19 protein-coding genes, 1 other RNA gene, 1 pseudogene and 1 riboswitch are annotated in these 23,816 nt (G+C 66.1%); of the genes and pseudogenes, 17 read left to right on the forward strand and 4 right to left on the reverse strand.

The window, feature by feature from the left end; genetic code table 11:
- The first annotated feature begins 40 nt into the window (after positions 1-40).
- A riboswitch (ZMP/ZTP riboswitch) is annotated at positions 41-141 on the forward strand.
- A 99-nt stretch (positions 142-240) separates the two neighbouring features.
- From glyA to C2862_RS01940, 9 genes are all read left to right on the forward strand, one after another.
- Positions 241-1,488, forward strand: coding sequence for a serine hydroxymethyltransferase (gene glyA / locus C2862_RS01900; protein WP_136218399.1), 1,248 nt, complete (start codon positions 241-243; stop codon positions 1,486-1,488).
- A gap of 107 nt (positions 1,489-1,595) precedes the next feature.
- Positions 1,596-2,054 carry a transcriptional regulator NrdR gene (gene nrdR, locus C2862_RS01905; RefSeq protein ID WP_136218400.1) on the forward strand — a complete coding sequence of 153 codons (459 nt, stop codon included), beginning with the start codon at positions 1,596-1,598 and terminating at the stop codon, positions 2,052-2,054.
- 116 nt (positions 2,055-2,170) lie between these two features.
- The gene (gene pilV / locus C2862_RS01910) at positions 2,171-2,704 is read left to right on the forward strand and encodes a type IV pilus modification protein PilV (protein WP_136218401.1); all 534 of its coding nucleotides are present in this window, start codon (positions 2,171-2,173) and stop codon (positions 2,702-2,704) included.
- On the forward strand, positions 2,701-3,612 hold the full coding sequence (locus C2862_RS01915) for a PilW family protein (protein ID WP_136218402.1): 912 nt from the start codon (positions 2,701-2,703) through the stop codon (positions 3,610-3,612). The genes pilV and C2862_RS01915 overlap by 4 nt, the downstream gene beginning before the upstream one ends.
- Before the next feature lie 7 nt (positions 3,613-3,619).
- Positions 3,620-4,255: a pilus assembly protein gene (locus tag C2862_RS01920; protein WP_168709981.1), complete on the forward strand. Its 636-nt coding sequence runs from the start codon at positions 3,620-3,622 to the stop codon at positions 4,253-4,255.
- Between the two features lie 15 nt (positions 4,256-4,270).
- Positions 4,271-4,711: a type IV pilin protein gene (locus C2862_RS01925; protein WP_229467249.1), complete on the forward strand. Its 441-nt coding sequence runs from the start codon at positions 4,271-4,273 to the stop codon at positions 4,709-4,711.
- Entirely contained in the window at positions 4,708-5,265 is a 558-nt protein-coding gene (locus C2862_RS01930) for a GspH/FimT family pseudopilin (protein ID WP_136218404.1), read from the forward strand. The genes C2862_RS01925 and C2862_RS01930 overlap by 4 nt, the downstream gene beginning before the upstream one ends.
- Before the next feature lie 16 nt (positions 5,266-5,281).
- A complete protein-coding gene (ribD, locus tag C2862_RS01935) occupies positions 5,282-6,388 on the forward strand; it encodes a bifunctional diaminohydroxyphosphoribosylaminopyrimidine deaminase/5-amino-6-(5-phosphoribosylamino)uracil reductase RibD (protein WP_136218405.1) in 1,107 nt (368 codons plus the stop codon).
- Between the two features lie 12 nt (positions 6,389-6,400).
- A complete protein-coding gene (locus C2862_RS01940; protein ID WP_136218406.1) occupies positions 6,401-7,030 on the forward strand; it encodes a riboflavin synthase in 630 nt (209 codons plus the stop codon).
- Here the strand turns inward: C2862_RS01940 and C2862_RS01945 are convergent.
- Positions 6,994-7,836 carry a nuclease-related domain-containing protein gene (locus tag C2862_RS01945; protein ID WP_136218407.1) on the reverse strand — a complete coding sequence of 281 codons (843 nt, stop codon included), beginning with the start codon at positions 7,834-7,836 and terminating at the stop codon, positions 6,994-6,996. The two genes, C2862_RS01940 and C2862_RS01945, sit on opposite strands and share 37 nt — an antisense overlap.
- A 194-nt stretch (positions 7,837-8,030) precedes the next feature.
- Here C2862_RS01945 and C2862_RS01950 point away from each other — a divergent pair, with 194 nt between their 5' ends.
- Entirely contained in the window at positions 8,031-9,962 is a 1,932-nt protein-coding gene (locus tag C2862_RS01950) for a S9 family peptidase (RefSeq protein ID WP_136218408.1), read from the forward strand.
- Between the two features lie 51 nt (positions 9,963-10,013).
- On the opposite strand, the gene C2862_RS01955 is transcribed toward C2862_RS01950, so the two are convergent.
- Both C2862_RS01955 and C2862_RS01960 read right to left on the reverse strand, forming a co-directional pair.
- Positions 10,014-12,887, reverse strand: a complete 2,874-nt coding sequence (locus C2862_RS01955; protein WP_136218409.1) for a pitrilysin family protein — start codon at positions 12,885-12,887, stop codon at positions 10,014-10,016.
- Between the two features lie 99 nt (positions 12,888-12,986).
- Positions 12,987-15,710 (reverse strand): EAL domain-containing protein, encoded by a 2,724-nt coding sequence (locus tag C2862_RS01960; RefSeq protein ID WP_136218410.1) that lies wholly within the window; start codon positions 15,708-15,710, stop codon positions 12,987-12,989.
- Between the two features lie 350 nt (positions 15,711-16,060).
- On the opposite strand from C2862_RS01960, the gene ribBA reads away from it, so the two are divergent.
- Genes ribBA through nusB form a run of 3 tightly spaced genes read left to right on the forward strand, consistent with a single transcriptional unit; the run spans position 16,061 to position 18,193 of the window.
- Complete coding sequence (ribBA, locus tag C2862_RS01965) at positions 16,061-17,173, forward strand: bifunctional 3,4-dihydroxy-2-butanone-4-phosphate synthase/GTP cyclohydrolase II (protein ID WP_136218411.1); 1,113 nt, start codon at positions 16,061-16,063, stop codon at positions 17,171-17,173.
- Between the two features lie 50 nt (positions 17,174-17,223).
- A complete protein-coding gene (ribH, locus tag C2862_RS01970; RefSeq protein WP_056339428.1) occupies positions 17,224-17,709 on the forward strand; it encodes a 6,7-dimethyl-8-ribityllumazine synthase in 486 nt (161 codons plus the stop codon).
- 13 nt (positions 17,710-17,722) lie between these two features.
- A complete protein-coding gene (gene nusB, locus C2862_RS01975; protein ID WP_136218412.1) occupies positions 17,723-18,193 on the forward strand; it encodes a transcription antitermination factor NusB in 471 nt (156 codons plus the stop codon).
- 326 nt (positions 18,194-18,519) lie between these two features.
- Here nusB and C2862_RS01980 read toward each other — a convergent pair whose 3' ends face one another.
- Positions 18,520-19,323, reverse strand: coding sequence for a transglycosylase SLT domain-containing protein (locus C2862_RS01980; protein ID WP_229467250.1), 804 nt, complete (start codon positions 19,321-19,323; stop codon positions 18,520-18,522).
- 575 nt (positions 19,324-19,898) lie between these two features.
- Here C2862_RS01980 and ubiD point away from each other — a divergent pair.
- The 4 genes and pseudogenes from ubiD to dnaX form a co-directional block, all read left to right on the forward strand.
- Positions 19,899-21,383 (forward strand): 4-hydroxy-3-polyprenylbenzoate decarboxylase, encoded by a 1,485-nt coding sequence (ubiD, locus tag C2862_RS01985; RefSeq protein WP_136218414.1) that lies wholly within the window; start codon positions 19,899-19,901, stop codon positions 21,381-21,383.
- Between the two features lie 71 nt (positions 21,384-21,454).
- Positions 21,455-22,138 carry a type 1 glutamine amidotransferase domain-containing protein gene (locus C2862_RS01990; protein ID WP_136218415.1) on the forward strand — a complete coding sequence of 228 codons (684 nt, stop codon included), beginning with the start codon at positions 21,455-21,457 and terminating at the stop codon, positions 22,136-22,138.
- A gap of 45 nt (positions 22,139-22,183) precedes the next feature.
- Positions 22,184-22,282, forward strand: an RNA gene (gene ffs, locus C2862_RS01995) — signal recognition particle sRNA small type.
- 170 nt (positions 22,283-22,452) lie between these two features.
- Positions 22,453-23,816, forward strand: a pseudogene (gene dnaX / locus C2862_RS02000) (DNA polymerase III subunit gamma/tau); the annotation flags it as partial.

Genomic DNA, 23,816 nt, shown 5'->3' on the forward strand with positions numbered 1-23,816 from the left:
TGCCCTCGGCGGGCGCTTCACATACAATCCTGAGTCCATTTATGTCTCACACAACTGGCGAAAACCGTACTTCAGTACGGGAAAGGTGGGGTCCCACCGGGGAGTGTGAGATTTCATCCGCCGTTCGCCTGGGCAGCCGACAATGGTTCGCGTGCATTGCGCGTGGCCGGCTGCATCCTGGGCCGCGCGCCGATCCGACATTGCCGTTGTCCGGTTCTCTTATCGATTGGAGTTTTGTTCATGTTTGCAAAAGATCACACGCTGGCCAAGGTTGACCCGGAACTGTGGGACGCCATTCAGAAGGAAAACACCCGTCAGCAAGATCACATCGAGCTGATCGCGTCCGAGAACTACACCTCGCCGGCCGTGATGGAGGCGCAGGGCTCCCAGCTCACGAACAAGTATGCCGAAGGCTATCCGGGCAAGCGTTACTACGGCGGCTGCGAATACGTCGACGTCGCCGAGCAGCTGGCGATCGACCGCCTCAAGGAACTGTTCGGCGCGGAAGCGGCCAACGTCCAGCCGAACTCGGGTTCGCAGGCGAACCAGGGCGTCTTCTTCGCGATGCTCAAGCCGGGCGACACCATCATGGGCATGTCGCTGGCCGAAGGCGGCCACCTGACCCACGGCATGGCGCTGAACATGTCGGGTAAATGGTTCAACGTCATTTCCTACGGCCTGACCGAGCAGGAAGACATCGATTACGAAGCCATGGAACGCCTGGCGCGCGAGCACAAGCCGAAGATGATCATCGCCGGCGCTTCCGCCTTTGCGCTGCGCATCGATTTCGAGCGCTTCGCCCGCATCGCCAAGGAAGTCGGCGCCTACTTCATGGTCGACATGGCCCACTACGCCGGCCTGATCGCCGCGGGTGAATACCCGAACCCGGTGCCGCATGCCGACTTCGTCACCTCGACCACCCATAAATCGCTGCGCGGCCCGCGCGGCGGCATCATCCTGATGAAGGCCGAGTACGAGAAGCAGATCAATTCCGCGATCTTCCCGGGCATCCAGGGCGGTCCCCTGATGCACGTCATCGCCGGCAAGGCCGTCGCCTTCAAGGAAGCGCTGTCGCCCGAGTTCAAGCAATACCAGAAGCAGGTGGTCAAGAACGCCGCCGCCCTGGCCAACACCCTGACCGAGCGCGGCCTGCGCATCGTCTCGGGCCGCACCGAGTCGCACGTGATGCTGGTGGACCTGCGTGCGAAAGGCCTGACCGGCAAGGAAGCGGAAGCGATCCTGGGCCAGGCACACATGACCTGCAACAAGAACGGCATCCCGAACGACCCGCAAAAGCCGTTCGTCACCTCGGGCATCCGCCTCGGCAGCCCGGCCTTCACCACCCGCGGCTTCAAGGAAGAAGACGCGGTCAAGGTCGGCCACCTGATCGCCGACGTGCTGGACAACCCGCACGACGCCGCGACCATCGAGCGTGTGAAGGCCGAAGTCAAGGTGCTGACCGACAAGTATCCGGTGTACGCGAAGTAAGCGGAATCACCATTCAGTAGCAAACGTAGTAGAGTTCAGGAACGGCACCGGGTGTCCGGCTGTCGTTCCTTTGCATTAGCCAGCATCATTCAGTACCACCGGCGCCCATGAAATGTCCGTTTTGCCAGCATGAAGACACCCAGGTCCTCGATACGCGCGTATCCGAGGAAGGCGACGCCATCCGCCGCCGGCGCCGCTGCGTGCAATGCGACAAGCGCTTCACCACCTACGAACGCATCGAACTGTCGATGCCGATCATCGTCAAGAAAAACGGCAGCCGCACCGAATTCGCCAGCAGCAAGCTGCGCGGCAGCCTGATGCTGGCTCTGCGCAAGCGCCCGGTTTCGGCCGAGGCGATCGACGCCGCCGTCGCCTCGATCGAGGAAAAGCTGCTCACCAGCGGCCGCCGCGAAGTCGATACCGGCTATGTCGGCGAGCTCGTGATGCAGGAGCTCAAGCGCCTGGACGAGATCGCGTACATCCGCTTTGCCTCCGTCTATAAAGACTTCAAGGACCTCGCCGAGTTCCAGCAGGCGCTGGTCGAAGTGGGCCACTCCCGCAAATAAATCAAACGCTGTCGACCTGCCTGCGCACGCTTGAGCGAGCGCAGGGGCGCGCATGGCTGCGCTGTTAACTTCTCGGTTCGCGCGAATTCCCGCGCCTTGAACCGTGGAGGTGGTCCTTGCAGCGCGCTCGATCCCATGGCTTTACCCTCATCGAAGTCCTGGTCGCCCTGTTCGTACTGGCGCTCGGCGTGGCCGGTGCGGCGGGTACCCAGCTGTCGAGCGCGCGCCTGCGTCAGCAGGCGGCGCTGGAATCCGAAGCCGTCCAGCTGGCCGCTTCGCTCGGCGCGCGCATGCGCGTGAATGCGGCGCAGATGGCGCTGCCCGACGCGTCCAATCCCTATCTCGGTTTCGCTTACGACGCAGCCGGCGGCGCACCCGATGCGCCGCCCGTCCAGTGCTTCGGCGCCGCCTGCAATCCCGCGCAGCTGGCCGCCTTCGATCTCTACGAGGCGGCGCGCATCGTGCAGGATGCCTTTCCCGGCGGGCGCATCGCCGTCTGCCGCGATGCCGGCGGCTGGAACGCGGCCCTGCAAGCCTTCGAGTGGACTTGTTCCGGTGGCGCCGGCGCGCCGGTCGTGGTCAAGCTGGGCTGGCAGGCGCCGGGTGCGTCCACGGCCCAGCCACGGATTGTCATGGTGGTGGCGGCATGAAGGCGCATCCACGCAAGCAGCGCGGCATGACCCTGGCCGAGCTGCTGGTCGCGCTGGCCGTCGGCCTCGGCGTGCTGCTGGCCGGCGCGGCCCTGATGATCAGTGCCAACAAAGCCTACGTCGCCCACGAAGACGCGGCGGGCATCGACGATGGCGGACGCTATGCGCTGGCGCTGATCGGACGGGCGGTGCGCCAGGGCGCCTTTGTCGACTGGGAGCGCCACGGTGCGCCCGACAAGAACGCGCCGGCGCCGCTGGCGGGACTGGACAGCCGTTCGCTGGTCAAGACCAGCTTCGGGATCGATGATCCGGTGACAAGCGCCGTCAACGGCAGCGATGTGCTGGCCCTGCGCTATCCAGGCGCCGGGAAAGCGCCCGATGGCGACGGCAGCGTGGTCGACTGCGCGGGTTTCCCGGTGCACGAGGCGAAGGAGGGCTGGAGCATCTTCTATGTCGCGCGCAATGGCGACGGCGTGGCCGAGCTGCGCTGCAAGTACAAGGGCGCCGCCAACTGGGGCGCCGACGCGGTCGTCGCCGGCGTCGACGGTTTCCAGGTGCTGTATGGGGTGGATACCGACACGCCGCCCGACGGCATCCCGAACCGCTACGTCAACGCGAGCGCACTGTCTGCGCTCGACGCCGGTCTCATGCCCGGCGAGCGCAACGAAAAGACGGCCTGGAAGCGTGTCGCCAGCGTGCGGGTGGCATTGCTGCTACACGGCGAAAAGGCGTCCAGCGCGCCCGTGCAGCCGGTCGGCTATGCGCTCTTCGGACCGGCCTACGGCGCGGCGCAGGGCGGCGCGGACAAGGGCGTGCAGCTGGCGCGGAGCGAGCTCGATGGCGCCCGTCCGGCGCCGGCGCGGCGCCTGTTCACGGCCGTGTTCGCGGTCGGTGCATCCCAACCCTGAGGCGGCCATGCGGCGCCAACCATCCGAGCGCGGCGCGGCGCTCGTCACCATGCTGTTCCTGATGCTGGCGCTGCTGATGATGTCGTTGTCGAGCACGCGCGCCGCGCTGGCGGGCGCCAGGTCGGCACGTTATGAGCGCGACCGCCAGGTCGCACACGCGGCGGCCGAGGCGGCGCTGCGCGACGCCGAGCGCGACATCGAGGGCGCGGCCGGCCCGGCTTCGCCGCGTACCGCGATTTTCACGGCGCTGGATGCCGATGCGTTCGATCAGCGCTGCAGCGGCCGCGCGGAGAAGACAGGACTGTGCAAGCCGGCGAAGGGCGCCGCGGCGCCGGCCTGGCAGGCGGCGGATCTGGCCGAGGCGGGGGTCGAATACGGCCGCTTCAGCGGGCGGACCCTGCCGACGGGCAGCGGCAGCCTGCCGGCCACCGCGCCGCGCTACCTGGTCGAACTGCTGCCCGCCTCGCCGCCGGCGGCGCAGCCCCTGTTTCGCATCACCGCGCTCGGCGTCGGCGCCGATGCCGCGACGGTCGTCGTTTTGCAGAGCTATTACCGCCGCGCCACCGGCACCATTCCGGCCAAGCGCCTGGGCTGGCGCGAGATTGCCAACTGGCCCGAGCTGCACCGGGCCGCGTCCAATTGAATCGAGGAGAAAACGATGTCCTGGTCTCGCGGTTTCACGCTGGTCGAAATGCTGGTCGTGCTGCTGATCCTTGCCGTCCTGTCAAGTGTCGCCTATCCGGGCTACGCCGCTTACCTGACGAAGACGCGGCGCATGGAGGGAAAGGTCGCGCTGATCGGCGCCATGCAGCGGCAGGAGCAGCACCACGCGCTGCACCATACCTATGTCGCCTTCTCGCAGGCCGAGCCGGTCGCGGGACTGCCCTGGTGGTCGGGCAGCGGCGCCGCCACCAGCTTCTACGAACTGGACGCCGAGGCTTGCCCGGACAGCGAGTTGCGCGACTGCGTGCGCTTGCGTGCGCGGCCCGGCACGGCGAACGTCGATGCGCGCTTCGCCGATCCCGAATGCGGCACCTTGAGCCTGGACAGCCGCGGCGGGCAGGGCGCCAGCGGAAGCTCGAACCGCTGCTGGCCATGAAGCCGCCTTTGCCCCCGGCGCGCGGCTTTTCCCTGCCCGAACTGCTAACCGTCACCGCGATCGCCGCCGTCCTGCTCGGCGTGGCGCTGCCGGATCTTGGTGCCCTGCTGCGTGCCCAGCAGCTGCGCGCTGCCACGAACGACCTGTTCGGCGCCATCGGCCTGGCGCGGGCCCAGGCGATCGCGCGCAACCAGCATGTGCTGGTGCTGCCGCGCGATGCGGCGGGCGCCGACTGGCGCCAGGGCTGGACCGTGTTCGCCGACCGCGACGGCAATGGCTTGCCCGGACCTGGAGACGACATTCTTGCCGAGCACGAAGCACTCGCGGCCGGCTTGACTGCCGACTTCTCCTTCACGAGTCCTGCAGCGCCGTATTACATCGCCTACAATGGCGCCGGGCGCAGCTGCAGTACGAGCGGCGCGGCGCGCTGGGGCACGCTGTCGCTGTTTCATGGCGGCGCGATCCGCCGGATTAAAATTAACATGCTGGGGCGGGCGCGTGCCTGCAACCCGGCGCATGACACCAATTGCGAGGGCGCGGAGGCGCCGGGCTAGGACGCGAACGAATACTGTGCAGATCAAGAACGATACGGAAGCGATGGCGCTGGCCCTCGAATGGGCCGCGAAGGGCATGACCATCACGGCGCCCAATCCGCGCGTGGGCTGCGTGATCGTGCGCGACGGCGAAGTCATCGGCGCCGGCCATACCCAGCCGGCCGGCCAGGCGCACGCCGAGATCCAGGCCCTGCGCGACGCGGCCGCACGCGGAAACGACGTGCGTGGCGCCACCGCCTACGTCACCCTGGAACCCTGCAGCCATTACGGCCGCACGCCGCCCTGCTCGAAGGCCCTGGTCGAAGCGGGACTGGGACGCGTGGTGGCGGCGATGGGCGACCCCAATCCCCTGGTCGCCGGGCGCGGCATGGCGCAACTGGAGGCGGCCGGCATCGCGACCGCATCCGGTCTGCTGGCCAATGAGGCCCACGAACTGAACATCGGCTTCTTCTCGCGCATGCAGCGCGGCCGACCCTGGGTGCGCCTCAAGACGGCGGCCAGCCTGGACGGCATGACGGCCCTGGAGAATGGCGAGAGCCAGTGGATCACCGGGCCGGAGGCGCGCCAGGATGGCCATGCCTGGCGCGCGCGTGCCTGCGTGATCCTGACCGGGATCGGGACCGTCAAGGCGGACGATCCGCAGCTCACGGTACGGGGAATCGATACGCCGCGCCAGCCGCGCCGCGTGGTCGTCGACAGCCGCCTCGAGATCGCACTCGATGCGAAGATCCTGCAGGGAGAGCCATGCTGGATCGTGGCCGCCTTGCCGCATCCGGACAAGGAAGCGCAGTTGCGCGCCGCCGGCCACGAGGTGATCCTGTTGGCGAACCATGCCGGCAAGGTCGACCTGCCGGCGCTGATGCTGGAGCTGGGCCGGCGCGAGATCAACGAAGTGCACGTCGAGGCCGGATCGAAGCTGAACGCCTCGCTGGTGCGCGAAGGCTGCGTCGACGAACTGCTGGTCTACCTGGCACCGAGCCTGATCGGGGCCGGACAGGGCATGTTCGCGCTGCCGCCTTTGAAGCGGCTGGCGGACAAGGTCAACCTGCGCTTCCACGACGTCGCCATGGTCGGGGCCGACCTGCGCGTTTTGGCCAGACTGAATAACGAAGAACCAACCTGAAGGAATCGCAGCATGTTTACTGGAATCGTCGCCGCCGTCGGCAACATCAACTCGGTCGCGCCGCTGGCGGGCGGCCTGGACGCGGGCGTGCGCCTGCAGATCGACGCCGGCAGCCTGCCGCTGGCCGACGTCGCCCTGGGCGACTCGATCGCCATCAACGGCGCCTGCATGACGGTGGTGGAGAAGAGCGCGTCGAGCTTCTGTGTCGACGTTTCGCGCGAAAGCCTGAACAAGACCGTGGGCCTGGACGCGCCGGGCGAAGTCAACCTGGAAAAGGCGCTGACCCTGGCCGAGCGCCTGGGCGGCCACCTGGTGTCGGGCCATGTCGACGGCCTGGGCCGCGTGCACAGCTTCGAACCGGTCGGCGAATCGCGCGAACTGGTGATCGATGCGCCTCAGGAGCTGGGCAAGTTCCTCGCCTATAAAGGCTCGATCGTGGTCAACGGCGTGTCGCTGACCGTGAACCGCGTCGAAGACCTGACGGTCGACGGCGCCAAGGTCTGCCGCTTCTCGATCAACCTGATCCCGCACACCATCGAGGTGACCACCCTCAAGCACCTGCGCGCCGGCTCGCAGGTCAACCTCGAGATCGACCTGATCGCGCGCTACGTCGAGCGCATGCTGTCCGCCGCCAAGGCCTGATTCTCATCCTGCGCCTGCGTCTCCGGCGCGCTGCCATTTTCGGCAGCGGGCGGCGCCGGTGTGCGCGGCCCGGGCAAGGCCGCATCGCGGCGCAGGCCGAAGCGCGCCATGGTGTCGGCCGTCGACGGGCGGTGCAGGGCGATCAGGCGCTGGGCGATGTCGCCGATGGATGCGGACATCCTCGTCCGGTTCAGCTCATGCAGCTTTGCCAGCGTCGTCACCTGTGCGTTCTCGGGGCCGTTGTTCAGCTTCTCCATGAACTGGTCGGCCTTCATCACGCGCAGGCTGTCGCTGTCGAAGCGGCGCGGACGGTCGATGCGCGCGTTCGGGGCCAGCAGCACCAGGGTCTCGACCGGTGCGTCGTCCAGGTCGAAGGCTTCGAGCGCGTCGCGTAGCACCGAGACCTGGCGCGCCAGCGCTTCGAACGGAGAGGGGATCGGATCGTAGCGCTTGTCCGCTTCGCTCCAGCGCAGGAACTCGCCGTCCTCGGTGATCTTCAGTCCGTGCGAGAAATGGCGGGTATTGAGCAGATAGAAGCGGCGCGAGCGGTGGATCAGCAGATGGTCGATCGCCGCCGCCGCGCCCTCGTTCGAGACCAGCCGCAAGTCGTGCACGACCGCGGTGCGGGTCGAATCCTTGAGGTAGAGGTCGATCAGGGCGGTCGCTTCGCGCTCGGCCAGTATCCCGGCGCGCATCATGCGCAGTTCCTGCGTGATCAGCGGCCGCTTGTCGGGACCCGCCAGCGCCAGCATGCGCTCGAGTATCGCGACGACGGGCATCTTGTTGTCGCTATCCTTGTAGATCATGGTCAACTCCTGCTGAGGTCGAACTTCCACTCTAGCTTTGCGTCAACTATCCGCCTTCATCTTTCTTAAGTGCAAGCAAGATTATTCCGTCTGCATACAAACTGTTGCGCTCCAGACTCAATCAAATGCGCGTAGACTGCGCTCCACAATAAACATGAGCCTGCCCATGAGCCGGCTCATCACGAGGAGAGCAGATGAGAATCAAGGAAGCTTTGTTGGGGACGGCCCTGCTGGCCGCCACGGCTGCGCATGGCGCCCAGATGCGCGACTACCGTTCGGTGGCGATCAGCGCCGGCGGCGAATCGATCGCCGCGATCGAATCGAGCGACCCTGGCATCCCGGGCCAGCGCGCCCACGCCGCCATCGTCGTACGCGATGCCGCCAGCGGCCGCATCACGGCCCAGTACGATCCCTGCGCCACCTGCTCCTACGATTTCCCGTCCTGGTCGCCCGACCGCAAGGGCCTGGCCTTCATCGCATCCAATCGCGAGACGGGCGAAGCCACGCTGTGGGTCGCCCGCGACGGCGAGACGATCGCCGCGGCCAGCGTGAAAGGCGTGGCGAATACCGCGCGCTGGTCGCCCGACGGCGCCAGCATCGCATTGCTGGCGACCGTGGGCGCGAAGAAGCAGACCGGTGCGGTGGAAGCGGGCGCGCGCCAGGTCGGCGAGATCGGTATCGAGGAAGACGCCCAGCGCATCGCCCTGGCCCCGGCCGCCGGCGGTACCCTGCGCCTGGTCTCGCCGCCGGACACCTTCGTCTACGAATACGACTGGACGCCGGATGGACGCGGCTTCGTCGCCACCAGCGCCAAGGGCAATGGCGACAACAACTGGTGGGTCGCCACGCTCGGCCACGTCGACATCGGCAGCGGAGAATTGCGCGTGATTGCGGCGCCGAAGATGCAAATGAGCCTGCCGCACGTCTCGCCCGACGGCCGCACGGTCGCTTTCGTCGGCGGTTTGATGAGCGACTTCGGCTCGGTCGGCGGCAACGTCTACACGGTGCCGCTCGGCGGCGGCGAACCCGTCGACGTCACGCCGAACTATGCCGGCTCCTTCAATGGCCTGGCATGGAAGGGCACGCAGCTGCTGGCATCGAGCCTGCAGGGCAGCGAGATGGCGATCGTGGCGATCGATCCGCTTGCGAAAACCGCCCGTACGCAGTGGGGCGCGGCGGTATCAAGCAACGGTTCGGCCGATGGGCGCATCGTCTTCAGCGCGGATGGCGGGTCGGCCGTCTCGGTCGTCGAATCCTACGAGCAGGCGCCGCGCATCCTCGCCGGGCGCATTCCTTCCTTGAAGGCCATCACGCGCGACAACGCCGGGTTCGCGCCCCAGGTGTCGGCGCGCAGCATCGTCTGGACCAACGAGGGCATGCGCAGCCAGGGCTGGCTGATCGGACCACGCAAGCCCAAGGCCGGGGTCAAGCATCCGATGGTCGTGATCGTGCACGGCGGACCGGCATCGGCCGCCACGCCGCGCTTCGTCGCCGAAGGCGAATTCGGCAACCCGCTGGTACGCGAACTGACGGCGCGCGGCTTCTACGTGTTCCAGCCGAATCCGCGCGGCAGCTACGGCCAGGGCCTGGCCTTCACGCAGGCGAACCGGCGCGACTTCGGCGGCGGCGACTGGCGCGACATCCTGGCCGGCGTCGACGCCGTCATCAAGCAGGCGCCGGTCGATGGCGCGCGGCTGGGCCTGATGGGCCATTCCTACGGCGGCTTCATGACCATGTGGGGCGTGACGCACAGCCAGCGCTTCAAGGCGGCGGTGGCCGGCGCCGGCATCGCCAACTGGATCAGCTACTACGGCCAGAACGGCATCGACCAGTGGATGGTGCCCTTCTTCGGCGCCAGCATGTACGACGATCCGGCCATCTACCGCGCCGCCTCGCCGATCGAGTCGATCAGGAATGCGAAGACGCCGACCCTGCTCTACGTGGGCGAGCGCGACGTCGAGACCCCGGCCGTGCAGTCGATGGAGTTCTGGCACGGCCTGCGCGCGATGGGCACACCGACGGCGCTGGTGATCTACGATGGGGAAGGGCATGCGATTCGCAAGCCGGAGCATCAGCTCGATCAGAGAAAGCGCACGATCGAGTGGTTCGAGAAGTATTTGAAATAAACGATTCGTCGACGTTGAACGCGTGGGCGGGAAACCCGCCCACCTTACGGGTCAGTTCGCAGGTACAGTCGGCGTTTCCTTCGCAGCCTGCTGCACCGCCGCCTCCGCCTTCTTCTCCGGATACAGCACCACCTGCACGTAATTCTCCGTGTTCAGGTAACGCCGCGCCGCTTCCTGCACTTCGCCGGCGCTGAGGGCATTCACGCGCTGCTCGTGCGTCAGGATGTCGGCGGGATCGGTCTCGTCGATCAGCGCCGCCTGGATGCGGCCCAGCCAGTAGCCGTTTTCGCGCAGCGCCTTGCGGTGGTTCTGGATCCAGTTCTGCTTGACCTTGGCGAGATCGCCCGCACTCGGGCCATCGCGCTTGAGGCGCTCGAACTCGTCGAAGGTGGCCTTTAACACCTTGTCGACGCTCTCGGGACCGGTCGGCAGCGTCACCGACAACGTGTAGTTCCCGTAGGGGATGCGGCCCAGCTGGGCGCTGGCGCTGCCGCCGTAGATCAGGGACAGCTGTTCGCGCAGCACCTCGATGATGCGGATATTCAGGATCTCGACCAGCGCCTGCAGGCGCATCTGCTCAGGCTCGGAGAAGGGCGCTTCGCCGGTGAAGGTGAGCGAGATCGTGCTTTTCGGTTCGCTGCCGCTGTACACGGCGCGCTTGACCACGCCCTTCACCGGACGCAGGCCGACGTCGCGCCAGGCGGTCGGAATGTCGGGCGTGGGCAGGCTGCCGAGATAGGTGGCCAGGAGCGGCTTCATCGCCTTCGGATCGAAGCTGCCGACGATCACGAAAGTGAGGTCCTTGGCGCTCGAGAAGCGTTCGCGGTAGATGGCGATGCTGCGGTCCAGGCTGATCTGCTCGAATTCCTCCGGCCGCAGCGGGCGCGGCGCGCGCGGGTGGCTGTTGTAGAGCGTGGCGACGACGGCGTCGCCGAAGCGCGCGCCCGGCTGGCCCAGGCGGTTGCGCGCCGCTTCGACCTGCTTGCCGATGAAGGACTTGAACAAATCCTCGTCGCGGCGCACGGCATCGAAGCGCAGCCACAGCAGCTGCAGCATGGTCTCGACGTCGGTCGCGCCGGACGAGGCGCCCAGCACTTCGCTGTAGCCGGCCAGACCCATGGTCACAGCGGCCGCCTTGCCGGCCAGGACCTTCGAGAGGTCGAGCGGCGAATAGTCCTGCAGGCCCATGCTGGCGACGATGGCGTTGGCGTAGCGCGCATTCAGGATGTCGGCGTCGCCGAACAGACTCTGGCCGCCGTAGCGCGCCGCGCTCATCACGATCTGGTCGTTGCGGAAATCGGTCGGCTTCAGGATCGCCTTGACGCCGTTCGAAAAGGTCAGATAGGTCAGGCCGAGCGCCTTGTCCCCGGTTTCGCTGACGATGCTGCCGGCCTTGGGCGGCTTGGCCATCAGCTGGCTGCCGAGCGCCTTTTCCTCGTGCGGCGCGACCTCGGCCTTTTCCGCCGCGCTCAGGGCCGCCAGCAGCGCCTCGCCCTGCGGCGGCGGGGTGTCCGCGCGCTCGATGCCGGTGTAGATCACCAGCTTGCCCGAGTTGGCCGGGATGGTGCGGCGCGCATAGGCGTTCATCTCGTCCAGCGTCACCCCGGGCAGCATCTCGTTGGCGTAGCGGTATTCGGCGGCAATGCCGGGAATCGGTTCCTGCTGCAGGAAGTTGCGCATGTACTCGGCCACGTAGGCGCCCGAATCGGTCTTCTCGCGTTCGCTGTACAGGCGCTCGAAGCTGCGCAGCATGTTCTTGCGGGCGCGATCGAGTTCGGCCTGGCCGAAACCGTAACGGCGCGCGCGCTCGTTCTCGCGCACCAGGGCGTCGATCGCCTTTGGCGCGCCGCCGGGACCGATCACGGCGCTGGTGTTGAAGGATTTGTAGAAAGGGGTAAGCTTGCCCAGGGCGCTGCCGCCGCGCAGGAAGGGCGGCTCGGCCAGCTGCGACAGCTCCTGCAGGCGCGCGCCCAGCATGCCCGTGAACAGGCCTTCGACCAGCTGCTCGCGGTAGCCGCGCACGGTGTCGGGCTCGCGTACCGGCTGCACCGGGTAGCGCACCAGGATGCTGTTGCCGCCGGCTTCCTTGTCCGTGACGACCACCGCTTCGGTCTCCTCACGCTGCGGGATCTCCGCATACACGCGGGGCCGCGCCGGCTTCGGGTTCTTCAGCTTCGAGAAGTGGGTCTTGACCAGCTTTTCGATGGTCTTCGGATCGATGTCGCCGACCGCCACCACCGCCATCAGGTCGGGACGGTACCAGTCGCGATAGAAGCGCTTCAGGGTCTCCGGCTTGAAGCTGCGCAGCACTTCCTCCTTCCCGATCGGCAGGCGCTCGGCATAGCGCGAGCCGTTGTAGATCTTCGGGTAGATTTGCTTGCCGATGCGGTCGCCCGCGCCTTTCCCCAGCCGCAGTTCTTCCAGCACGATGCCGCGCTCCTTCTCGATGACGTCCTCGTCGAAGGAGAGGCCGTGCGCCCAATCCTCGAGAACCTGGAAGGCCTTGCCCAGGTTCTCCGGGCGGTCGAGCGGGATCGGCAGGATGTAGACGGTTTCGTCGAAGGAGGTATAGGCGTTCAGGTCGGCCCCGAACTTGACCCCGATCGACTGCAGGTAGTCGACCAGCTCGTGCTTCTTGAAGTTGGTCGAGCCGTTGAAGGCCATGTGCTCGACGAAGTGGGCCAGGCCCTGCTGGTCCTCGTCTTCGAGGATCGAGCCGGCCTTCACGACCAGGCGCAGTTCGAGCTTGCGCTCGGGGCGCGTGTTCTTCTGAATATAGTAGGTCAGGCCGTTGGGCAGCTTGCCGACCTTGACCTGGGGGCCGACGGGAATCGGCGCGTCGAGCTTGAGGGCGGCGCCGGCGCTGAAAGGCTGCAGGAAGAGGACGGCGGCGAGACAGGCGTAGCGGACGAATTGAGCGAACATCAGGGCTTCCGTGGATAGGCGTCGAGGGGCCATTGTACCGGGCGCGCGGTGTACGGGCGCACGTCAACGCGTGGAGTCGGGACTCCACCCTACTGCTTCTTACACCGTGATGCGCCCCACCTGCAACAGCGTTTCCATCTCGCGCGCCGGCAGCGGCTGGCTGTACAGGTAGCCTTGCAGCACCTTGCAGCCGATCCGGCCCAGGTAGTCGCGCTGGGCCAGGGTCTCGACGCCTTCGGCTACGACCCGCAGCGACAAGCCTTCGGCCAGCGCGATGGTGGCCTGGGCGATCGCCGCGCTGCGCGGGTCGCCCGTGATGTTGCGGACAAAAGCCTGGTCGATCTTCAGCTTGTCGAGCGAGAAGCGCGACAGGTAGCCGAGCGAGGAATAGCCGGTGCCGAAATCGTCGAGCGAAAGCGAGACGCCCATCGCGCGCAGCTCGGCCAGCTGGGCTTCGGCCGCCGTGGTGTCGCCCATCATGACGCTTTCGGTCAGTTCGATCTCGAGATAGCGCGCCTCCAGCCCGGATTCCAGCAGGGCGTTGCGCACCACCTGCGGCACCGTGCCGGCCTTGAACTGGTGCGCCGAGACGTTGACCGCCACCGGCACGCGCGGCAGGCCGGCATCCTGCCAGGCCTTGTTTTGCAGGCAGGCCTGGCGGATCACCCAGTCGCCGATCGGCAGGATCAGGCCCGTGTCCTCGGCCAGCGGGATGAAGTCGGCCGGCGAGACCCGGCCCAGCTCCGAGCTGTGCCAGCGCAGCAGGGCTTCCATGCCGAGCACGCGTCCATCCTCGCCCGCCACCTGCGGCTGGAAGTGCAGGGCCAGCTCGGCCTGGCCGATGGCGCGGCGCAGGCGCGTCTCCAGTGCAAGCCAGCGCATCGCCTCGGCGTTCATCTCGCCCTTGAAGAAGCGGAAGCCGTTACGGCCGGCGTCCTTCTGGTGCGCCAAGGCCGCGTCGGCGGCTTTCAGCAGGTCGCCCGGTACGTCGCCGTCGCGCGGGAAGACGCTGATGCCGATGCTGCCGGTGACGACCACGTCGTGCCCGACCACGGAATGCGGCTGGGCGATGGCTTCGATCAGGCGCTGGGCGGTAAAGATGATGTCCTCGGTATCGTCGCAGCTGGTGAGCAGCACGAATTCGTCGCCGGACAGGCGCGCGACGGTGTCGGCCGGTCCCGCCACCTCGCTGGCGCGGCGCGCCACTTCGCGCAGCAGGGCGTCGCCGGCGGCGTGTCCGAGGCTGTCGTTGATGCGCGAGAGGCGGTCGACGTTCACCAGCAGCAGGGCCAGCTGGCTGCCGTCGCGGCGCGCCGCGGCGATCGCCTGCTGCAGGCGGTCGTGGAACAGCGAGCGGTTCGGCAGCAGGGTGAGCGCATCGTGGTTCGACAGGAAGTCGAGCTGGTTATGGGCCGCCTTCAGCGCCGACAGGTCGGTCGAGACCGAGACGTAGGCAGTCAGATTGCCGGCGTCGTCGCGCACCGCGCTGATGCTGGTGCGCTCCGGGTAGACCTCGCCGTTCTTGCGGCGGTTCCAGATCTCGCCGCGCCACTGGCCATCCTGTTCCAGGCCGTTCCACATGCAGCGGTAGAAGCCGGCGTCGTGGCGGCCCGAGCGCAGCAGGCGCGGGTTCTTGCCGACGACGTCCGCTTCGCGAAAGCCCGTGATCTGCTCGAAGGCCGGATTGACCGCGACGATGTTGGCGCAGGCATCGGTCATCATGATGCTTTCCTGGGTGCTGTCGAAGACCTGGCGCGCCAGCTCGAGCCGGTGTTCGCTCTCGCGCAGGGCGGCGTCGGCCTCGGCGCGCGCCGTCGCTTCCAGCTGCAGCTGTGCCGCGTGGCGCTGGACCACGGCGTACAGGTTCAGGTTTTCGTAGGCCACCGCCAGGTGGGCGCCCAGGGTCGCGGCCCAGCGCGCGTCCTCGCGTTCGAAGGCCGGCGCGCTCGGCGCGCGCACGAGGAACAGCCAGCCATGCAGGTGGCGCTGGTCGCGCACCGCCAGGCCGAGGAAGGAGCCGCAGCGCGGCAGGCCGGGCGGCAGCGTGGCGAGCAGCGGGTCGCCCTCGGCCAGCAGCAGGGTTTCGCGCGTTTGCAGCAGGGCGCCGGGCAGGCGGGTGCCGGTGGCGTGCGGCGCCAGCTGGGCGTCGTCGAGTCCGCGCGCGGCCAGGTGGCTGACCGTGCGTTCGTCGCTTTCGAGCAGGCACAGGGCCAGCTGGTCGGCGTCGAGGATGCGCTGCGCAGCCTGCAGGAACAGGTCGACCAGGCCCTCGACCCGGCGCTCGCTTGCCAGGCGCAGGCACATGTCTTCGAGCGCGGCCAGGCGGGTCGCGAGGCGGCTGTCGGCGGGCGGCGGAACAGGTGGCGCGGCTGGCTCGGGTGCGCTGCGCGCCTGCTGCGCCGGGGCGGAGGGCGCAGTGGAGGAGGCAGTAGCGGCGCTGGCCTGTGCGGCGGCCGACAGGCCCAGTTCCGCGTTCACCGCGGCCATGATGTCCTGCGGATCGGAAGGTTTCGACAGCACGGTCTGCACGCCGCAACTGCGTGCCATCGCCACCGTCTCGCGTTCGGCATACACGGCCGAATAGAAAATGACGCGGGTCGCGGCCAGGGCGCGGTCGGCGCGCAGGCGCTGGACGAACTCGTAGCCGTCCATGGTCGGCATCAGGATGTCGGTGATGATCAGGTCCGGGCGTTCGGCCCGCACCAGTTGCAGGGCGGCGGCACCGTCCTCGGCTTCCAGCAGCCGGTGTTCGGTGAAGCCGAGGAGGGCCAGCAGATAGGCGCGGTTGCTCGGCCGGTCGTCGACGATGAGAATGGTGGCCATCAGTTTCGCTCCCGGGCTGCGGCGGTGAACTGATGCGTGAACATTGGTACCAGCATGACTACTCCATGAATACACCGGCGGCAGCACGCCGGCGCGTTAGACCCGATCCTTGTAAATCATAATCCTTTGCATGTCGCATACACCACAAAGTTGCTTATTAAAACATGGAATTTAACAATTACTTTTGAATAAATGCATTCTGTTGCACGTGTGCAACGTTAGTTGTTGTATTTGACACACTGGCTTTTGCGTCCATGTGGTCGAGTTCCTCGCATCGGACTCGGTTAAACGGCAACAAATCCTTTAAAATAGCGGATTACGCACGATGCGTCACCGTTTCAAGGATTCGAATGTCTATTTCTAGTACTCAGGAAATCGTTGCCGAGCTGCGTGCCGGCCGGATGGTCATCTTGGTTGACGAGGAAGACCGCGAGAACGAGGGCGACCTGGTGCTGGCGGCGGACTTCGTCACCCCGGAAGCGATCAACTTCATGATCCGCCACGCGCGCGGCCTGGTCTGCCTGACCCTCAGCGAGGAAATCTGCGACAAGCTGGCCCTGCCGATGATGACGAGCCGTAACGGCACCTCCTTCGGCACCAACTTCACGGTCTCGATCGAAGCGGCCGAAGGCGTCACCACCGGCATCTCGGCGGCCGACCGCGCCCGCACCATCCAGGTCGCCGTCGCCAGGAACGCCAAGCCGGACGACCTGGTGCAGCCTGGCCACATCTTCCCGCTGCGCGCGGTGAAGGGCGGTGTCCTGATGCGCGCCGGCCATACCGAAGCAGGCTGCGATCTCACCGAAATGGCGGGCCTGACCCCGGCCTCGGTGATCTGCGAGATCATCAAGGAAGACGGCACCATGGCGCGCCTGCCGGACCTGATCGAATTCGCCAAGGAACACGGCCTCAAGATCGGCACCATCGCCGACCTGATCCACTACCGCAGCGAGAAAGAAAATCTGGTCGAGCGCGTTGCCGAGCGCACCCTGAACACGGCGCAGGGCGAATTCAAGCTGGTCGCCTACCGCGACAAGCCGAGCGGCTGCGCTCACCTGGCGATGGTGCACGGCGACGTGCAGCGCGCCAACGAGACCCTGGTGCGCGTGCACCAGCCGGTGTCGATCCTGGACGTGCTGGAACACCGCGCCACCACCCACTCCTGGACCATGGCCTCGGCCATGGAAGCGATCAAGAAGAGCGACTCGGGCGTCATCGTGCTGCTCAACTGCGGCGAGACGGCCGAGCAGCTGTTCGCGCAGTTCACTTCGCTGGATGCGCCGGGCGCGCGTCCGACCGGCCGCGCGGCCACGATGGACCTGCGCACCTACGGCATCGGCGCCCAGATCCTGAAGGACCTGGGCGTGGGCAGGATGAAGCTGCTGGCCAATCCGCGCAAGATGCCGTCGATGACCGGTTTCGATCTCGAAGTCACCGGATACATTGCGAATCCGTCGGCCTGACGCGTTACCATACATATCTATTACACGAACATATCAAGAAGAGGGCAGCCATGACCGTAGGAACTTATGAGAGCAACATGACAGGCGAGGACCTGCGCATCGGAATCGTGCAGGCGCGCTTCAATGCCGACGTCGGGCATGGCCTGCTGTCGTCCTGCCTGGCCGAGCTGAAGCACCTGGGCGTGGCCGACGAGGACATCCTGCACGTGACCGTGCCGGGCGCCCTGGAAATTCCGCTGGCCCTGCAGAAGATGGCCGAGACCCAGCAGTTCGACGCCCTGATCGCACTCGGCGCCGTGATCCGTGGCGAAACCTACCACTTCGAGCTGGTCTCGAACGAGTCGGGCGCCGGCATCACCCGCATCGGCCTGGACTACGGCATCCCGATCGCCAACGCCGTGCTGACCACCGAGACTGACGAGCAGGCCGAAGTGCGCATGGCGGAAAAGGGCGCCGACGCGGCCAAGGTCGCGGTCGAGATGGCCAACCTGCTGCTGGCGCTGGAAGAGCTGCACCCCGAGGAAGAAGAAGAGTAAGCGAAAGACGAACATGACCGACAAGACCACCCACGCCAACCCGAGCAAGAACCGCACGCCGCGCCACCGCGCGCGCGAGTTCGCGCTGCAGGGCCTGTACCAATGGCTGCTGAACAATGAGCCATCGAGCCAGGTGGCCAACAACATCCGCGCCGCCCACGGCTTCGACAAGGCCGACGGCGAGTACTTCTCGTCGCTGCTGAACGGCACCATCACGACCTCGGTCGAGCTGCGCGAGACCATCGCCCCGCTGATCGACCGTCCGGTGGCCGACCTGTCGCCGATCGAGCACGGCGTGCTGCTGCTGGGCGCCTTCGAACTGAAGAACCACCCGGAGATCCCGTACCGCGTCGTCATCAACGAAGCGGTCGAGCTGACCAAGTCCTTCGGCGGCATCGACGGCCACAAGTACGTCAACGGCGTGCTCGACAAGCTGGCGTCGAAGCTGCGTCCGGAAGAGGTCGGAGCCGACGCACGGCGCTGATTCCCTCTATATATAGTAGGGCGGCAAAAAGCCACCGACGCTGAGAAGCGCGGTGGCTTTTTGTTTTGTTGCGGTATCGATTGGCCATGCTCGCCTGTAACGGCTGTGCACCGTAGGGTGGGCATGCCCACGCGTACGTGTGCATGCGATGGCATATCATCTCCATAAGACCATGCACGGGTGCGTTCATGCCGCAGCCGAGCATGCGAAAAGGCGCAGGCTTTCCAAGCAACAAACCGCGTGGGCATGCCCACCCTACGGTGCATTACCGTCTCGACATAAAAAAGCCACCGCAAGCGGTGGCATGAGGCGTGAACGATCGGTGCTTACAGCGTCGCTAGGGCGTCCGTGTGCGGTTCGGCCGCGGGCTGCTCGGGCTTGGCCGGTGCCGGGGTGGCGGCGGGGGCGGCTGGGGCGCTCTTTACGACCATCTGGGTCGGTGCGGGCGGGGTGACCGTCGGGACCTTCTTGCCGCCGGCAACCATCTTCAGGCGCTTATATTCGGCCAGCACCTTGGCGCCGTAGCCCGAATCGTCTTCCATGTCGGCCGCGCCGACGTAGGTCTTCAGGCCGCCTTCGACGGAACCGGTGCGCTTCACGTAGTCCTTCAGGATCTGCGCGCCGACCTTGATGTTGGCGACCGGGTTCAGCGCGGCTTCGGCGCCGCCCAGGCTTTCGAACTTGTCGTGGTGGACCTTGGCCATCACCTGCATCAGGCCCTTGGCGCCCATCGGGCTTTCCGCGAACGGGTTCAGGCCCGATTCGATGGCCATCACGGCCAGGATCAGCAGGGGATCGAGCTTGATCTCGTGGGCCGTCGTGTAGGCCGTCGAGACCAGCATGTTGGCCGCGTCGCCGGCCACGCGGTAGCGCTTGGCCAGCCAGGAGGTGACGTTCTGTTGCTGCTTGCTGTTGCCGAGGTATTTGTGGTCGGCCTTGTCTTGCGTGGTGTCCACCGCGGCATCCTGAACCGGGGCTGGGGTAGCGGTCGCGACGACGGTACGGACAGGTGCGGCGACGGTTTCTGGGTGCAGCAGTTGCGAAACTTTCTTCGCTGCATCTGGATTCAAGTACAGCAGGGCCAGTACCGCCACTGCCGAGAGACCGAACACGGTCAAAGTGTGTTGCATTGTGGTCAGCAGACCACGCGCCGTTTTGCTCACTTGTGAAAACGTGATTGGCTGGCTGGCCAGGTGGACGAGCCTTGCGCTCGTGCCGAACAAACGATTGATCATCGAAGTCCCCTTTGTCGCGGCGAAAAGGATCCCGTCGCGGCGCTCAGGCGCTGCGGAGGTACCAATGCCGTGCATCAGAAAAATCGTCAGGGCTTCCAGTGCGGAAGACCAAAACGCCGTCATTGCTTTGCTTCAGCTGGCGCTAGCCCAGGGCGGGTGCGGTCCAGTGGCTCAACAACTGTCTCGGGGGTTCAGGCAGACGCCTGGTGGAAACACTCCTTAAAATGTCATTGGGGCCCCGACCCCGTGAAGTTATGAGAGCGGCTACAATCTGCTCTGAAAAATGGCCGCCTCATCAAGTAGGAGGGATTGTAGGAGGTCGTTTATACCAAGTCAATACTAGCACGACTGCGCTTTATAACTTATAGATCTGACTTTTGGGTCGTGAGCTCAGCAATACCTTGCCAAATCAAATACTTGGCGCAGGTATTTGATTAACCTCAAGCAAGTGAAAAAACAAGCAAAACTTGATGAAATATTCAGATCTTCGGGATTTTATGTCCCAACTGCAACTAAATGGTGATCTTCAGCGTGTAACTATCCCGGTTTCCCCGAATTTGGAGATGACCGAGGTCGCCGACCGCGTCCTGCGCGCCGGCGGACCGGCTTTATTGTTTGAAAATCCGACCGGCCACACGATCCCCGTGCTGGCCAACCTGTTCGGCACCCCGCAGCGCGTCGCACTGGGCATGGGCGCGGACGACGTGAGCGAGCTGCGCCGCATCGGCCACGTGCTGGCGCGCCTGAAGGAACCCGAGCCGCCGCGCGGCTTCAAGGACATCATGGGCCTCGGTTCGCTCGTGAAGGCCGTGTGGGACATGGCGCCGAAGGAAGTGAAGGGGGCGCCTTGCCAGGACATCGTCTGGGAAGGCAAGGACGTCGACCTGGGACGCCTGCCGATCCAGCATTGCTGGCCGGGCGATATCGCGCCCCTGATCACCTGGGGCCTGGTGATCACCAAGGGTCCGAACAAGAAGCGGCAGAACTTAGGAATTTATCGCCAGCAGGTGCTGGGACCGAACAAGGTCATCATGCGCTGGCTGGCGCACCGCGGCGGCGCCCTCGACTTCCGCGAGCACACGATCGCCAATCCGGGCCAGCCCTATCCGGTGGCGGTGGCCCTGGGCGCCGACCCGGCCACCATCCTCGGCGCGGTGACGCCGGTGCCGGACAGCCTGTCCGAATACCAGTTCGCCGGCCTGCTGCGCGGCCAGCGCACCACGCTGACGAAAGCCATCGGCAGCGAACTGCGCGTGCCGGCATCAAGCGAGATCGTGCTCGAGGGTCATATCTATCCGGACGAGAACCATCCGTCGGGCTTCGAGCATGCGCTGGAAGGGCCCTACGGCGACCACACCGGTTATTACAACGAGCAGGACAGCTTCCCGGTGTTTACGATCGATCGCATCACGATGCGGCGCGACCCGATCTACCACTCGACCTATACCGGCAAGCCGCCCGACGAGCCGGCCGTGCTCGGCGTGGCGCTGAACGAGGTTTTCATCCCGCTGCTGCAAAAGCAGTTCAGCGAGATCACGGATTTCTACCTGCCGCCGGAAGGCTGCAGCTACCGCATGGCCGTGGTGCAGATGAAGAAGCAGTATGCCGGCCATGCCAAGCGCGTCATGTTCGGGGTCTGGAGTTTCCTGCGCCAGTTCATGTATACCAAGTTCATTGTCGTGGTCGACGAGGATGTCGACGTGCGCGACTGGAAAGAGGTGATCTGGGCCATCACGACCCGGGTCGATCCGACCCGCGACACGGTGCTGGTCGATAACACGCCGATCGACTACCTCGACTTCGCCTCGCCGATCAGCGGCCTCGGCAGCAAGATGGGCATCGACGCCACCAACAAGTGGCCGGGCGAGACCAATCGCGAATGGGGCACCCCGATCGTGATGACGCCGGAAGTCAAACAGCGGGTCGACGACATCTGGCAGCAGCTGGGGCTATAAGAGATCGTGCGTCGCGCGCGGCGCTGCTCCGTTAGACTCGGCCTTCGATCAAGAACCTTGAAGGAGGCCCGATGAACATCCTGATGGTGCTGACCTCGCACGACCGCCTCGGCGACACCGGCAAGAAAACCGGCTTCTGGCTGGAAGAGTTCGCTGCTCCCTATTATGTATTCAAGGATGCCGGCGCGACACTGACGCTGGCTTCGCCGCAAGGCGGCCAGCCGCCGCTCGATCCGAAGAGCGACGAGCCCGACGCCCAGACCGAGGCGACCCGGCGCTTTCAACAGGACCCGGCCGCGCAGCAGGCGCTGGCTAATACCGTCAAGCTCGCCAGTGTCTCGGCGGAACAGTTCGATGCCGTGTTCTATCCCGGCGGGCATGGTCCACTCTGGGACCTGGCCGAAGACCGGGATTCGATCCGCCTGATCGAATCCATGGTGGCGGCCGGCAAACCGGTTGCCGCGGTCTGCCACGCGCCGGGCGTGCTGGGGAAGGTGAAGGGACCGGACGGCAAGCCGCTGGTGCAGGGCAAGCGCGTCACCGGCTTTACCAATACCGAGGAGGCCGCGGTCGGGTTGACCGATGTGGTCCCGTTCCTCGTCGAGGACATGCTGGTGAAAAATGGCGCCCAGTACAGCAAGGCAGGGGACTGGGCGCCGTATGTGCTGACCGACGGCTTGCTGGTAACCGGCCAGAATCCGGCCTCGTCCGAACCGGGTGCGCATGCCTTGCTGGCCTTGTTGAAACAGGCATGACAACAACCGGCCCCAAAACCCCCGGGGTCGGTTATAATGAGGGCTGGCGGGCCCCTGCGCATTGTGGCATGGTTTACCTGGTCAGGTCGGGAACGAAGCAGCCAAAGCCGTTCACCGCAAGTGCCGCAGATCAGGCTCGCCTCCTTCGTTTTTCCTCGCTGTTCCCCCTTCCTTTTCGTCCCTTCGTCAGCACGCGTCCGCCCTAAACAATTGTTTGTGCGGCAAAGACAAATGTTGCACGCGCATCCATCGTCTTCAGCCTGGCCTCAGCCGGGAAACTGCCCGCCACGGCCCAACTGCGGTAAAATCGCGGTATGTCCTATCAAGTCCTCGCCCGCAAATACCGCCCCAAGAACTTCGAAACGCTGGTCGGCCAGGAGCACGTGGTGCGCGCGCTCACGCATGCGCTCGATACCGGCCGCCTGCACCACGCCTACCTGTTCACGGGCACGCGCGGCGTCGGCAAGACGACGCTCTCGCGTATCCTTGCCAAGTCGCTCAACTGCACCGGGCCGGACGGCACGGGCGGGATCACGGCCCAGCCGTGCGGAGTATGTGAGGCTTGCCGCGCGATCGACGCCGGCCGCTTCGTCGACTATATCGAGATGGACGCCGCCTCCAACCGCGGCGTCGACGAGATGGCCCAGCTGCTCGAGCAGGCCGTCTACGCACCGAGCAATGCGCGCTTCAAGGTCTACATGATCGACGAGGTGCACATGCTTACAAACCACGCGTTCAATTCGATGCTGAAGACGCTCGAGGAACCGCCCGAGCACGTCAAGTTCATCCTCGCCACCACCGATCCGCAAAAGATCCCGGTCACGGTGCTGTCGCGCTGCCTGCAGTTCAACCTGAAGCAGATGCCTCCCGGCCACATCGTCGGCCACCTGGAAAACATCCTGGGCCAGGAAGGCGTAACGTTCGAACAGCCGGCCCTGCGCCTGCTGGCGCAAGGCGCGCACGGCTCGATGCGCGACGCGCTCTCGCTGACCGACCAGGCGATCGCCTATGCGGCCGGCGCCGTCACCCTGGATGCGGTGCAGGGCATGCTGGGGGCGCTCGACCAGTCCTACCTGGTGCGCCTGCTCGACGCTTTGGCGAACGAAAACGGCGCCGACCTGCTGGCCGTGGCCGACGAGATGGCCAGCCGCAGCCTGTCGTACAACGGCGCGCTGCAGGATCTCGGCACCTTGCTGCACCGGATCGCGCTGGCGCAATCGGTACCCAACGCCGTGCCGCAGGACCTGCCGGAGCTCAGCGACATCCAGCGCCTGGCCGCGGCCTTCGATCCGCAGGAAGTACAGCTCTTCTACCAGATCGCCGTGCACGGCCGCAACGAGATCGGCCTGGCACCGGACGAGTACGCCGGGTTTACGATGACCCTGCTGCGCATGCTGGCCTTCCGGCCGGGGCAGGGCGGTGCGGAACGTATCGCCGCGCCCGTTGCGGCAGCAGCGCCGCGGGCGCAGGCACCGGCGGCGCGTGCCGCCGCACCAGCCGCCAGCCCGGCAGCAGCGCCGGCCGCGCAAGCGCCTGCCGCCGCGCCGTAGCGCCCGGCCGCACCACCGCCGCCGGCCAATCCGGCACCCGCCATGAACTCGGCGCGCGCCGCGATCAATGCCGCGCTGGAAGCGGCCCGTGCCGCCTCCGGCCCGCGCGTGGCGCCCAAGCGTCCGGG

This window comes from Massilia sp. Mn16-1_5, assembly GCF_004798585.1.
Taxonomy (GTDB): Bacteria; Pseudomonadota; Gammaproteobacteria; order Burkholderiales; family Burkholderiaceae_D; genus Telluria.